Origin of the sequence: Streptomyces sp. NPDC007872 (genome assembly GCF_042868165.1) — a bacterium.
GTDB lineage: Bacteria > Actinomycetota > Actinomycetes > Streptomycetales > Streptomycetaceae > Streptomyces.
In genome coordinates, this window is record NZ_JBIAEA010000001.1 from 506,856 (window position 1) to 519,736 (window position 12,881).

Below are 12,881 nucleotides of genomic sequence, written 5' to 3' on the forward strand. Positions count from 1 at the left end.
CGGATCGACCGTGTGCACTGCCGAGGACCATCCCGCACGGGCCGCCGCCCGGGCGCGCACCCCCGCCGGCCTCGACGCGCGGCTCGTGCGGTGCCGGGCCTGCCCGCGCCTGGTGGCGTGGCGGGAGGAGACCGCCCGCGTCGGGCGCGCCGCCTTCCGGGGCCAGGAGTACTGGGGGCGGCCGGTGCCCGGGTTCGGTCCTCCGGACGCCGCCCTGCTGATCAGCGGTCTGGCGCCCGCCGCGCACGGCGGGAACCGGACCGGCCGGATGTTCACCGGCGACCGGGCGGGCGACCTGCTGTACGCGACGCTGTACGAACTCGGCCTGGCCTCGCGGGAGACGGTCACGGGCCTCGACGACGGCCTCGAACTGTACGGAGTGAGGGTCACGGCGCCGGTGCACTGCGCTCCGCCCGACAACCGTCCCACGCCCGGCGAGCGGGACGCCTGCCGCCCCTGGCTGGCCCGCGAGGCGCGGCTGCTGCGCCCGACGCTGCGGTCCGTCCTCGTCCTGGGCGGCTTCGGCTGGCAGGCGGCGCTGCCCGCCCTGGCGGAGGCCGGCTGGCTCGTGCCCCGGCCGCGCCCGAGGTTCGGGCACGGCGCGCGGACGGTCCTGGCGCCGGCCTCCCCCGGGGACCCCGCGCTCACGGTGTTCGGCAGCTACCACGTGAGCCAGCGCAACGTGTTCACCGGCCGGCTCACCCGGGAGATGTTCCGCGAGGTGCTCGCGGAGGCCGCCCGCGCGGCCGGCCTCCCGGTGAAGGAGTGACCCGGGCCCGCCGGGCGTCACACGTCCCGGGCGTCACACGTCCCGGGCGTCACACGTCCCGGGCGTCACACGTCCCGGGCGTCACACGTCCCGGGCGTCACACGTCCTGGACGCGCACGTCCTGGACGCGCCGGAAGGGCCGGTCCGCCTCCAGCTCGAACGCGAGCTCCAGGAGGGTCCGTTCGGCGCCGGGGCGCCCGGCGAACATGACGCCGACGGGCAGCCCCTCCTCCGTCGCGCCCACGGGCAGCGAGAGGGACGGCGTGCCCACGACGTTGTCGATGGGGGTGAACGCCACGTACGCCAGGATCCGCTCGATCAGCGTCGGGTACGCGACGTCCGGGGCGAGGTGGCCGAGCCGGGGCGCGGGATGGGCGAGCACGGGGGAAAGGATCAGGTCGAGGCCGCGGAAGGCCGCCGCGTACGCCTCCCTGGTGCGCCTCAGCCGCCGCAGGACGCCCGGGGTGCCCCGCCAGTTCTCCAGGTAGGTCGCGCGCAGGCCCCGGCTGAGGCCGTCCATGCGGTGGCGGTCGAAGTCGGCGCCGAGGGTGCGGCCCGTGGTGCCGAGGAGGAAGGAGAGGAAGCCCCAGTAGGTGAGGAAGTCGTCGGTGAAGCGGGGGTCGACGGCGATCTCCACCGGCTCCACCGCGTGGCCGAGCCGTTCGAGCCGCGCCGCGGTCTCCGTGACGGCGGCCCGGGTCGCGGTATCGGAGGCGACGCCGGTGGGCGAGTCGAGGAGGAAGCCGACGCGCAGCCGGCGCTCCGCGGGGCCCTCCACCAGGCCGAGGGGCGGCATCTTCGGGTTGCGCCAGTGCTGCTCGGCGGCGGCGAGGAAGGCGGCGGAGTCCCGTACGGAGCGGCTGACGATCCCGTCGGAGACGATGTCGAGCGGGAGCTGGCGGCCCTGGGCGCTGGGCACGACCCGGCCCCGGCTGGGCTTGAGCCCGACGAGTCCGCAGCAGGCGGCCGGGATGCGGATGGAGCCGCCGCCGTCGTTGGCGTGCGCGACCGGCACCGCTCCGGCGGCCACGAGCGCCGCGCTGCCGCCCGAGGAGCCGCCCGCCGAGTGCGCGGTGTTCCAGGGGTTGCGGACGGGCTCGGCGCCCTCGTACTCCGTGGAGGGGCTGAAGCCGAACTCGGGGAGCCTGGTCTTGCCGAGGACGGTGACGCCGCTGCTGAGGAACTGGCGGGTGAAGGCCGCGTGGCGGCGGGCGGGCCGCGGCGTGAAGGCGGCGCTGCCGTGGCCGGTGGGCAGTCCCCGGTAGTCGGTGTTGTCCTTGACGAAGGTCGGCACCCCGGCGAGGAGGCCCGTCCCCGGGCCGGGCAGCGGGTGTTCGGCGTGCGCCTGGACCGCGTGGAGCCGGCCCTCCACGGCCCGTACCCGTTCGGCCGCGTCCCGGGCCGCCTCGGCGGCGCTCACCTCGCCCCGCCGGATCGCCGCCGCGAGGCCCACCGCGTCGTGGTCCCCCAGGGCGTCGTCCCGGAAGGCGTGCACCGTGGTCCGTTCGTCGAAAGTCGTCACCGCTGCCCCAAGTCCCCGTGTGTGGTCGGTTGGCCGCCATCATCGCGTACCGACGGGTAACAGGCGAGGGCCGGAAGGAAGGTGAGTCCTTTTCACCCATCCCGAAAGATAGATGGTTAGGTTAGGCTAAGCTAACTGAATTTCACGCGCCCGGCCCCCGGCCGTCGCGGCAGGGAGGGACACAGCCATGGGTCTGCCGGCCATCGATTCCTACGCCATGCCGGACCGGTCGGCCCTCCCCCGCTCCAGCGCCCCCTGGCGCATCGACCCCACGCGCGCCGCCCTGCTCGTCCACGACATGCAGAACCACTTCGTCGGGCGCTTCCCGGCCCAGCAGCCGCCCGTCGTGGACCTCGTCGGCAACATCGTGGCGCTGCGCGAGCTGGCCGGGGCCCTCGGCCTGCCCGTGGTCTTCAGCGCCGAGCCGACCGTGCAGCGCGGGCTCGCCGCGGACGTCTGGGGGCCGGCGATCGGCGAGGGCCCCGGGGACGCCGCGATCATCGAGCCCCTCGCCCCGCGCCCCGGCGAGCACCTGCTCCCCAACGCCCGGCAGAACGCCTTCCTCCGCAGCCACCTCGGCCGGCTGCTGCGCGAGGAGGGGCGCGACCAGCTCATCATCTGCGGGGTCTACGCCCACCTCGGGGTGCTGCTGACCGCCGCCGACGCCTTCATGAACGACATACAGCCCTTCGTCGTCGCCGACGCCGTGGCCGACCACTCCGCCGAGGAGCACGAGATGGCCCTGCGCTGGGCCGCGCGCAGCGGAGTGGTCTGTACGACCGACGACCTGCTGCGCGGTCTGCTCCTCGGCAGGAACCGGCGCGACGCGTGACGCGGGTGGCGCCCCCCCCCGGAAGGGGCGCCACCCGCCGGGACCTCTAGGAGGCGGCGCGCTCCAGGGTCCAGAGGCGGTGGTCCCAGCCGACGTCGGCGCGGGAGCGCACGACGAGGCCCGCGCTCCCGGCGAGCGCCGCGATCTCCTCGGCGTCGCGCACCCCGGAGCCGAAGGCGCACTTGAGGCGCAGGTGGTGCAGGACCGCCTCCATGTCCTCCGGGTCGCCGGTCGCGACCTGCTCGACCAGGAGCAGGGTGCCGTCCGGCGCGAGCGAGGCGGCGGCCTCGGAGAGGGTGTGCACCGCGTCCTCGTCGTCCTGCCACTCCAACTGGCGCGACATCAGCAGGGTGTGCGTGCCGGCCGGTACGGCGCCGGAGCCGGCGACCAGGTCGATCCGGGGCAGCAGCCCCTCGTCGATGATCCCCTCGCGCAGCACCCGCAGCACCGAGGGCATGGCGACGATCCGCGCGCGCAGCTCCGGGAACTCCTTGACCAGGGTCTCCACGACGGTCGCGACCCCGTGGCCGGTGGCGGTCAGCTCGGTGACGGCCGCCCAGTCGTGGGCGCGCAGCACGCCGGGGGCGATCCAGCGGGCCTCGTCCTCGACGGCCGCGCGGGCGGTGTCGGCGATCCGGGACTCCCGGGCCATCTCCTCGGTCAGGGTGCGCCCGGCGAGGGTGCGGTAACCGGCCTTCCCGGTGCGGACGGTGTGCAGCAGACCGGAGAGGGAGGCGTCGAACGCGGCCTCGGCGCCCTCCAGGTGGTACTCCTCCGCCGAGTGGTCGTCCTCGACGAGCTCCTCGCTGATCGGGGTGAGGCTGTAGTGGCCCTCGCCGTCGGTGGCGAGGAGCTCGATCCCCACGAGGTAGTCGAGGAGGGCCCTGAGGGTGGCCGGGTGGGCCCCGGCGCTCCGGGCGATCTCGGCGGCGCTCCGCACGCCCCGGTCGACCAGGTCGAAGACGCCGAGGGTGACGGCGGTCCGGATGGCGTAGGGGGGCGCCAGGTCGGTCAGCTCGTGGAGGCGCTCGTGCGCGGCGTCCTCGTCCTCCTCCGTCACCACGGGGGCCTCGGGCGGCTCCTCGGCCGAGGCGGGGTCGGAGGCGACGGGGACGGCGGGCGCGGTGCGGCGCCAGTACCCCGTGATGTGGGTCTGCTCGCGCGGGACCTGACGCTCCGTCGCCAGGTGGCGGCGGATGCCCTTGAGGGTGACGGCCTCGCCGGCGACCCAGGCGAAGACGGTGCCGGGCGGCCACTCGGCGGCGCGGACGGCCTGCTCCAGGAGGTCGGTGGTGCCGGCCGGGGCGCCGTTCCGGGAGAGCCAGACGATCTCGGCGTCGGCCTTGGTGGGCAGCTCCTGGCGGTGGCTGTCCTCCCCCACCTCGATGAAGACGCGGGTCCTGGTGCCCTCCGGCATCTCGGCGAGCCAGCGGCCGATGGCGGGCAGGGCGGTCTCGTCGCCGACGACGAGGATCCAGTCGGCGCCCTCGGGGTGGCTGTGGGACATCTTCGGGCCGGCGATCCAGGCGCTGTCGCCCGGGACGGCGTTCTCGGCCCAGGTGGAGGCGACGCCGCCGTCGTGGCGGACGAAGTCGAAGTCGATCTCGCCCTTCTCGGGGTCGTGGCGGACCGGGGTGTAGTCCTTGGCGACGGGCCGCCCGTCCGACCAGTCGAGGCTGCTCACCTGCTGCCGGGGCAGCACGAGGCGCCCGGTCTCGTCGGCGAAGAAGAACTTCACGTGGTCGTCGAAGCCCTCGGTGCGCAGGGCGGGGAGTTCCAGGCCGTCCTTGACGAAGGCGTCGAGCTGGGGCCCGCCGAGGGTGAGGCGGCGCATCCCGGGGGTGATGTTCTCGGCGCGCAGCACGGTCAGCTCGCGCAGCACGATGGGGAAGGTGACGACCGAGCGGGGGCTGCGGGTGGGCATGGGTACTGCTCCTTCGTACGCGGCGCTGGGAGGCCTTGTAGGTCCGGACGGACCGGTGGGCCGGGCGGGCCGGCAGCGCGGTGCGCCCGGCCCACCCGGCCCGTGCGGGTGGTGAGGTGCTCCCCGGGGGAGCGGGGATCACTTGCCGGCGACGGCCCCGGCGAGGATCGGCGTCAGCTTCTCGACGATCCAGGGGGCACTGAGGGCGTCCGGGTAGGCGACGGCGGAGGAGAGGGTGTTCTCCGAGGGGATGACCGCGTAGTGCTTGCCCTTGACCACCTCGAGGGACTGGAACAGCTTGTTGCTCTCCAGCTCCTTGGCGCTGAGCAGGCCGTTGTCGCCGAAGGGGTACGTCATGAGGAGGACGTCGGCCTCCAGCTCGTCCAGGTTCTCCAGGCTGACGGCGTTCTTGTCGGCCTTGTAGTTCTTGGCCTTGTCCGTCTTCCTGAAGCCGAGCTGCTCGAAGACGCCCGGGTCCTGGTCGGCGTAGGACATGAAGGTGATCTGCTCGGGGTGGACGACCGCGTAGGTGTACGTCTTGCCCTTGAACTCGGGGTGCGCGGCGGCCGCGTCGGCGGTGGCCTTCTCGTTGGCGGCGATGACCTTCTCGGCCTCGGCGGTCAGACCGAGCGCCTTGGCGGCGGTCTTCAGGCGCTCCTGCCAGGTGAGGGTGTCGGAGTGCGCCTTGTCGGTGAAGGTGACGACCGGGGCGATCGGCGAGAGCTTGGCGTAGTCGGTGTCCATCGACCAGGTGTTCATGCCGAGGATGACGTCCGGCGCCTCGGCCGCGATGGCCTCGTAGTCGGTGCCGTCGGTGTCGTCGTACGTCTTGAGCTTGCCGGCGCCGAGCCTGGTGATCGCGCGCTGCTTGTACTCGGGGACGGGGCCGCCGTCCTCGGCGTCCGGGGTGATGACCGGGACGATGCCGAGGGCGAGCGCGATGTCGGTGTCGCCGTCGGAGACGGTGGCGACCTTGAGCGGCTTCTTCTCGACCTGCGTCTTGCCCCAGGCGTTGGGGAGGGTGACCGGGAAGGCGGCCTCGGCGGCGCCGGTGCTCGCACCGCCCGACGGCTTCTCGCCGCCGGCCGTGTCGTCCTTGCCTCCGCAGCCGGCGAGCAGGGTGGCGCACGCGACGGCGGCGATCAGCGTACGGGCGGTGGAGCGCCGTGCGAGCGGTCTGGCGAGGCGGTTCATGGTCAGTTCTCCTGCGAGTGGTGACGGCGGCCGAGGGGGAAGATCTGCGGCCTGGCGGTGTGGGGGTGGGGTACGACGACGCACGTGAGGCCGAAGACCTCGGCCACGGTCCGTTCGTCGAGGACCTCTTCGGGCGGGCCCTGCCGGACGACGCGTCCGTCGCGCATGGCGACGATCGTCGAGGCGTACAGGGCGGCCTGGTTGAGGTCGTGGGAGACGAGCACGATGGTCTTGCCCGTCTGTTCGTTGAGGTCTGCGAGGAGGTCCATGACCTCGATCTGGTGCGCGACGTCCAGGTAGGTGGTGGGCTCGTCGAGCAGCAGGGTCGGGGTGTCCTGGGCGAGGGCGAGGGCGATCCACACGCGCTGGCGCTGGCCGCCGGAGAGCTGGTCGACGGGGCGGTCGACGAGTTCGGCGGTGCCGGTGGCCCGGAGCGCCTCGGCGATGATCACGTCCTCGTGCTCGTCGCGGCGGCGGCCGAACCGGCGGTGCGGGTGGCGCCCGCGCCAGACCAGGTCCCCGACGGTGATGCTCTCGGGGGCGACCGGGGACTGCGGCAGGACGCCGAGCCTGCGCGCCACCTCGCGGGTGGGCAGGCGGTGGATGTCGGCGCCTTCGAGGAGGACCGATCCGGCGGCCAGGGGCAGCAGCCGGGCGATGGACTTGAGGAGGGTGGACTTGCCGCAGGCGTTGGGGCCGACGAGGGCGGTGATCCGGCCCTTCTCGATCCGCAGGGACAGGTCCTCGATGACGGGCGTCCTTCCGTACCCGGCGCTGATGCCGCGGGCTTCGAGCTGGTGGGGCGCGGTGGCCTCCGGGCTCTCGGTCTGCGGTGTCACGGTGTGTGTCACGAGGCTCCCTGCCTGCGTCGAAGGATCAGCCAGACGAAGTAGGGGGCGCCGAGCAGCGCGGTGAGGACGCCGGTGGGCACCGGGCTGATCAGGGGGGCGTGCTGGGCGAGGACGTCGGCGCCGATCACGATGACGGCGCCGACGGCCGGGGCGAGGAGGGTGGAGCGTTCGGGTCCCACCAGGCGCACGGCGATGGGGCCGCTGACGAGGGAGACGAAGCCGATGGGCCCGACGACGCTGGTGGCGAGGGCCGCGGCGGCGGCGCCGAGGAGCAGGACGCCGACGCGGGAGGCGGTCACCCGGGTGCCGAGGCCGGAGGCGAAGTCGTCGCCCAGGGTGAGGGTGGCGAGGGGCCGGGCCAGGAAGAGCGCGGCGAGCGCGCAGGCGGCGAAGCCGACGGCGAGGGTGGTGACGCCGTCCCAGTCGGCGGCGTTGGTGCTGCCGACCGTCCAGCGCATGGCGATGGCGACGGTCTGCTGGTCCGCCACGGTGAACAGGTAGTTGGTGTAGGCGGTGCAGACCGCGCTGAGCCCGATGCCGACGAGGACGAGGCGGTACGTGTCGACCCCGCCGCGCCAACTGAGCGCCTGGACGGCCGCGACGAGGACGAAGGAGCCGATGACGGCGGCGACCGGGACGCCGAGGGCGAAGGCGGCGGGCGCGTAGAGGAGCGCGGTCGCGGCGCCGGCGCCGGCTCCGGCGGAGATGCCGACGATGTCGGGGGTGGCGAGCGGGTTGCGGATCAGCCGCTGGTAGAGCGAGCCGGCGAGGCCGAAGAGGGCTCCGGCCAGGAGCGCGGAGAGCGCCCTCGGCATCCGCAGTTGGAAGATCATATAGTCGGCGAGGCCGTCCCGCAGGCCGAAGGCGGCGGGGAGGACGTCGGCGGGGTCGAGCCGGCCGATGCCGCCGAGCAGGACGGAGGCGGCGGTGAGGCCGAGCAGCGCGACGGTGAGCACGGCGGCGGTCACGGCGGCGCGGCGGTTGCGGGCGCGGCGGTCGGCGCGCAGGTGCGCGACGACGGCGGGCGTGGTCGGGGAGTCCGGCCGCGGGGACCGGGTGTCGAGTGCGGTCATCACATCCGCACCAGGTCGCGGCGGCGGGCGAGCCAGACGAAGAAGGGGGTGCCGACGATGGCGGTCATGAGGCCCACCTGGACCTCTCCGTGGTCGAGGACCAGCCGGCCGGCCGTGTCGGCTCCGGTGAGGAGGACGGCGCCGACGGCCATGGAGACCGGCAGCGACCAGCGGTGGTCCGGTCCGACGAGGAGCCGGGCGCAGTGCGCGGCGACCAGTCCGACGAAGGCGACGGGGCCGACGGCGGCGGTGGCGGAGGCGCAGAGCAGGACGGCGACGGCCGCGGCGGCGAGGCGGGCGCGTTCGACGCGGACGCCGAGGGCGCGGGCGGTCTCCTCACCGAGTCCGAGGATGTTGAGGGTGCGGCCCAGCGGCAGGGCGAGGAGCAGGCCCACGATCACGAAGGGCATGACCTGGCTCAGGACCTCGGCGCGGCCGGTGAGCTGGCCGACCGACCAGAAGCGGAGGTGGGCGAAGGCCTCCTTGTCGCGGACGACGAGGAGGGTGATGAGGGAGGACATCACGGCGGCCATGGCGACACCGGCGAGGACGAGGCCGACGGCCGAACTGCCGGCGTCGGTGCGGGTCCCGATGAGATAGACGAGGGTGGCGGCCACGGAGGAGCCGAGGAGGGCGAGCCAGAAGTAGCCGCCGGCGTCGGTGACTCCGAGGAACATGATGCCGAAGACGACGAACATCGAGGCGCCCTGTTCGACGCCGAGGATGCCCGGGTCCGCGAGGGGGTTGGCGGTGAGCGCCTGCATGACGAGGCCGGAGGCGCCGAGCGCCGCGCCCACCGCGAGGCCGAGGAAGGTCCGGGGGATGCGCTCGGTCCACAGGACGTGGGTGTCGAACGCCTGGTCCCCGGGGTGGAGGAGGATGCGCACGACCTCCAGGGGCGAGATGTCCCGGGCTCCGAGCCCGATGCCCGCGACGAGGGTCACGAGCACCGCCGCGACGGCGAGCACGGCGACGGCCGTGCCCCGGGAGGCCCGGGTGCGCACCACCGGCGCGCCCCGATTCCCTTCCGGCGGCGGGGCTTTCACCACCGACGCGGGCGGTTGTGTCATCTGTTGTCCTTGTTCTCACGGCTCGTACGGCGACTTAGGTTACCCTTGCCTAACCTTCGGGGATCCAACCCGGAGGCCGACCGATCACATCGAGGGGCCGGAGTGCGTCCGGTCCGGGACCACGGGGGGTGGCCTGCATGGCCGACGGCACGACACGGGTGGCGGACGAGGACGCCATCACGGCGACGGGGCACCCCACCCACGTGCACGACTTCCACCAGTTCCTGTACGCGCCCCTGGGCCGGATCACGGTCACCACGCCGGACGGCGCGCACGAACTCACCGCCCCCCTGGGCCTGTGGCTCCCGGCCGGGACCCCGCACAGCGCCCGCTTCGACCCCGAGTCCCTGGTCCTCGCGGAGTCGTTCGACCCCGCCGCGCACCGGCTTCCGCACGCCCGGACCACCGCGATCCGGATCGACGACGCGACCCGTCGGCACCTGCTGGCCCGGACCCGCGGAGCGGGGTCGCGGGCCGACGACGCGGCGATGTTCGCCGCACTGACCTGCGTCCGGACCCGCCGGGAGGTGCGGCTCCCGCTGCCCCGCCCGACCAGCGAGGCCGCCCTCGCCGTGGCCGGCACCCTGCTGCGCAGGCCCGACGACCAGCGCACCGCGACGGAGTGGGCCGAGAGCCTCTACGTCAGCTCCACCAGCCTGCGGCGGGCCTTCCGCACCGAGACCGGGCTGCCCTTCTCCGAGTGGCGGACCCGGGTGCGCCTCAACCACTCGCTCGAACTCCTGAACCAGGGGCACCAGGTGGGCGCGGTCGCCGCCAAGGTCGGATTCACGAGCACGAACGGCTACATACTGGCGTTCCGGCGACACTTCGGGCGCACCCCGGGCGCCTGGACCAAGGAGTGCGCGGACCGTTCGACGGGGTGAGGCGGGGCGGGATCCGGACGCCCCCGCCACACCGGGAGGGGCCCCGGGGAGTGACTTGACAGTCACTGACCTCTAGGCGATTTTAGGTAAGCCTTACCTAAACGCCCGCTTCCCGGGCGCCCCACCGAGACGAACCGACGGCCCCTCGCACTCCGCCCCACCGGGCGACCGCACGCGGGGCCGCACCGGCGCGAGGAGAGACCCATGACCGCGACCAACCCCTTCGAGGACGACGACGCCCGCTACTTCGTGCTCGTCAACGCCGAGAACCAGCACTCCCTCTGGCCCGCCTTCGCCGAGGTGCCGGACGGCTGGACCGTGGTGCACGGCGAGGACTCCCGGCAGGGCTGCGCCGCGTACACCGAGGAGCACTGGACGGACCTGCGTCCGGCGAGCCTCGCCGCCCGCTCCTGACGTCGCCGCGTCCCGGCCGGTCCCCCCGGCCGGGAAGGGCCCGGCCGCGTCACCCGAGGGCGCGGACCAGGATCCGGGAACCGCGCGCGGGGTCGAGCGAGGCACGCCACACGGGCGGCGCCTCCTCGTCGCCGCCGGGAGTGAACCCGTACCGCAGGAACAGCAGTCCGCTGCCGGTGGTCGCGGTGAACACCCGGGTCGCGCCCCGCGCGCCGGCCTCCCCGAGGGCGGCGTCGAGGAGCGCGGAGCCGATGCCCCGCCCCTGGTGTCCGGGCGCCACGCAGAAGTTGTAGAGCACGGCCGCCGGGCCGCCCCGCGCGTCGGTGCGGGCACGGAGGCCCACGCATCCCGCCAGGTCCCCGCGCCCGGCTTCCACGACCAGGAAGTCCGTGGCCGCGAGGGCCAGTTCGGCCGCCGTCCGCTCGCGCAGGGACCCCTCGCGCACGAACGGCCGGGACAGCCCGCGGAGGGCTTCGACGTCGCCGCTCCCGGCGGTCCGGACGACGGCGGCGGGGGCCGGCGGAAGCTCCGGGCAGGGCAGGGCTGTGCTCAACGTCTTCTCGCTCTCTGGTCACTGACATTCCAACAGACCGTGGTGGCGGCACCCGCCTGTTTGACTCCACGATAGTGATTTAGGTAAGCCTTACCTAACCAAGCTTGATCCATCGGACCGGAAGAGGACCCAGACCATGGCCGACGCGGCCGGACAGCAGACCTTCGCCCTGGAACGGCTCGTGCGCGACGTCGCCGACGTGCTCTACGTCGAGGCCGAGGAGGTCGACCCGGACGAGAGCCTGCTCGACCAGGGCCTCGACTCGATCCGGCTGATGAGCCTGGTGGAGACGTGGCGCGCCGACGGCGCCGAGGTCGGCTTCGTCGAACTCGCCGAGCGTCCCACCCTCCGCGAGTGGGCCGCCCTGCTCGGGCAGTCGTCGGGAGCGTCCCGTGCGAGCCGGTGACCTCCTCGTCGACATCGGCCCGCTGCGGACCAGCCGGGACTTCCGGGCGATCTTCATCGCCCGGATCGTCTCCCTCTTCGGCCTCGGCATGGCCATGGTGGCCCTCTCCAAGCAGGTCTACGACCTGACGGGGTCCAGCTTCGGCGTCGCCGTCTCCAGCATGATCATGAGCGTCACCGTCCTGGTGGGCTCCCTCTGGGGCGGCTGGGCGGCCGACCGCATGGACCGGCGCAAGCTGATCCTGTGGGGCCGCTCCTCCGCCGCCCTCGCCTTCGCCGGCCTCGCGGTCAACGCCTTCACGCCCGACCCGCACCTGTGGGCGGTCTACCTGTGCGTCGCGTGGGACGGACTCGCCACCGGAGTGAGCGTCACCGCCCTCATGGCCGTGGCGCCCACCCTGGTCCGCCCCGACCAGCTCCCCGCCGCCGGCGCCCTGATCTCCCTCACCGGTGAGATCGGCTCGGTCGCCGCCCCGTTCCTCGGCGGCGTGCTGCTCGCCCTGGCCGGCCCCGCGCCGGTCTTCGCCTTCACCGCCGTCACCACCGGCATCACCACCCTGCTGCTGCTCAGGCTGCGACCGCTGCCCCCGGTCAAGGACGACGAGGACGACGACACCGAGGACTCGGGCTCGCCGCTCGCGGCCTTCCGGTACGCCGTGCGCAACCGCGTCGTCGGCGGCCTGCTCGCCCTCGGCGGGATCAACGCGCTGTTCAACATGCCGGTCGTCCTCTTCCCCGAGATGGTCGACAAGCGGTTCGGCGGCGGCGACGTCATGCTCGGCCTGCTCTACACCGCCCCGGCCGTGGGCGCGATCCTCGTCTCCGCCACCAGCGGCTGGATCACGCGCGCCGCCCGCCCCGGACGCCTGCTGCTCGTCGCCGCGTTCACCGGCGGCCTGGCCATCGTCGGCTTCGGCCTCAGCGGCAGCGCCGCCGTCGCCTTCGCGATGCTGGCCGTGGGCGGCGCCGCCGGCACGGTGTACGAGATCCTCGAGTACGCCCTCGTCCAGCACAACACCCCGGACCGGCTGCGCGGCCGCATGGTCAGCGTCCTCACCTCCCAGGGCACCACGGGCGACGTCGTCGGCGACGTCGAAGTCGCCCTGGTGGCCAAGTGGTTCAGCCCGGCCGGCGCCGCCGTCGTCAACGGCGTGGTGTGCGCCGCGGCGGCCCTGGTCGTCGCCGTCACCGTCCCCGGCCTGCGCAAGGCCACCCTCCCCCGCGAGGAGGAGGACGGGTCCGGGGGCGACCTGCCGCCCGCCGACGCCCTCGTCGCGGTGACGCACACCGGCACGGGCCTCACCACCGCCAAGCCGGTCACCGCCGAGGACCTCCCCCCGGTCACCGGCTGACACCGACCGGGCGGGGCGCCGCCGGTGCCACCGGCCCG

13 protein-coding genes are annotated in these 12,881 nt (G+C 74.1%); 6 read left to right on the forward strand and 7 right to left on the reverse strand.

Annotated features, from left to right (window positions below):
• The first annotated feature begins 10 nt into the window (after positions 1 to 10).
• Positions 11 to 769, forward strand: coding sequence for a uracil-DNA glycosylase (locus ACFYNX_RS02110; RefSeq protein WP_388656675.1), 759 nt, complete (start codon positions 11 to 13; stop codon positions 767 to 769).
• A 97-nt stretch (positions 770 to 866) separates the two neighbouring features.
• On the opposite strand, the gene ACFYNX_RS02115 is transcribed toward ACFYNX_RS02110, so the two are convergent.
• A complete protein-coding gene (locus ACFYNX_RS02115) occupies positions 867 to 2,291 on the reverse strand; it encodes an amidase (RefSeq protein WP_388656677.1) in 1,425 nt (474 codons plus the stop codon).
• Between the two features lie 187 nt (positions 2,292 to 2,478).
• Here ACFYNX_RS02115 and ACFYNX_RS02120 point away from each other — a divergent pair, with 187 nt between their 5' ends.
• Complete coding sequence (locus tag ACFYNX_RS02120; protein WP_388656680.1) at positions 2,479 to 3,123, forward strand: isochorismatase family protein; 645 nt, start codon at positions 2,479 to 2,481, stop codon at positions 3,121 to 3,123.
• Positions 3,124 to 3,169: 46 nt separating this feature from the next.
• Here ACFYNX_RS02120 and ACFYNX_RS02125 read toward each other — a convergent pair whose 3' ends face one another.
• From ACFYNX_RS02125 to ACFYNX_RS02145, 5 genes are all read right to left on the reverse strand, one after another.
• Entirely contained in the window at positions 3,170 to 5,047 is a 1,878-nt protein-coding gene (locus ACFYNX_RS02125; RefSeq protein ID WP_388656683.1) for an SIP domain-containing protein, read from the reverse strand.
• A gap of 138 nt (positions 5,048 to 5,185) precedes the next feature.
• On the reverse strand, positions 5,186 to 6,241 hold the full coding sequence (locus ACFYNX_RS02130; RefSeq protein ID WP_388656686.1) for an ABC transporter substrate-binding protein: 1,056 nt from the start codon (positions 6,239 to 6,241) through the stop codon (positions 5,186 to 5,188).
• A gap of 2 nt (positions 6,242 to 6,243) precedes the next feature.
• Complete coding sequence (locus tag ACFYNX_RS02135; RefSeq protein WP_388656689.1) at positions 6,244 to 7,092, reverse strand: ABC transporter ATP-binding protein; 849 nt, start codon at positions 7,090 to 7,092, stop codon at positions 6,244 to 6,246.
• A complete protein-coding gene (locus ACFYNX_RS02140) occupies positions 7,089 to 8,165 on the reverse strand; it encodes a FecCD family ABC transporter permease (protein ID WP_388656692.1) in 1,077 nt (358 codons plus the stop codon). The genes ACFYNX_RS02135 and ACFYNX_RS02140 overlap by 4 nt, the downstream gene beginning before the upstream one ends.
• Complete coding sequence (locus tag ACFYNX_RS02145; protein WP_388656695.1) at positions 8,165 to 9,235, reverse strand: FecCD family ABC transporter permease; 1,071 nt, start codon at positions 9,233 to 9,235, stop codon at positions 8,165 to 8,167. The genes ACFYNX_RS02140 and ACFYNX_RS02145 overlap by 1 nt, the downstream gene beginning before the upstream one ends.
• A 137-nt stretch (positions 9,236 to 9,372) precedes the next feature.
• On the opposite strand from ACFYNX_RS02145, the gene ACFYNX_RS02150 reads away from it, so the two are divergent.
• Positions 9,373 to 10,119 carry an AraC family transcriptional regulator gene (locus tag ACFYNX_RS02150; RefSeq protein ID WP_388656698.1) on the forward strand — a complete coding sequence of 249 codons (747 nt, stop codon included), beginning with the start codon at positions 9,373 to 9,375 and terminating at the stop codon, positions 10,117 to 10,119.
• Between the two features lie 204 nt (positions 10,120 to 10,323).
• Positions 10,324 to 10,533, forward strand: coding sequence for an MbtH family protein (locus tag ACFYNX_RS02155; protein WP_121830477.1), 210 nt, complete (start codon positions 10,324 to 10,326; stop codon positions 10,531 to 10,533).
• 49 nt (positions 10,534 to 10,582) lie between these two features.
• Here the strand turns inward: ACFYNX_RS02155 and ACFYNX_RS02160 are convergent, their stop codons facing one another.
• On the reverse strand, positions 10,583 to 11,086 hold the full coding sequence (locus ACFYNX_RS02160) for a GNAT family N-acetyltransferase (protein WP_388656701.1): 504 nt from the start codon (positions 11,084 to 11,086) through the stop codon (positions 10,583 to 10,585).
• Between the two features lie 136 nt (positions 11,087 to 11,222).
• Between ACFYNX_RS02160 and ACFYNX_RS02165 the strand changes: the two genes are divergently transcribed.
• Both ACFYNX_RS02165 and entS read left to right on the forward strand, forming a co-directional pair.
• Entirely contained in the window at positions 11,223 to 11,492 is a 270-nt protein-coding gene (locus ACFYNX_RS02165; RefSeq protein WP_125663372.1) for a phosphopantetheine-binding protein, read from the forward strand.
• Complete coding sequence (gene entS, locus ACFYNX_RS02170; protein ID WP_365540525.1) at positions 11,479 to 12,843, forward strand: enterobactin transporter EntS; 1,365 nt, start codon at positions 11,479 to 11,481, stop codon at positions 12,841 to 12,843. The genes ACFYNX_RS02165 and entS overlap by 14 nt, the downstream gene beginning before the upstream one ends.
• The last annotated feature ends 38 nt before the right edge of the window (positions 12,844 to 12,881 follow it).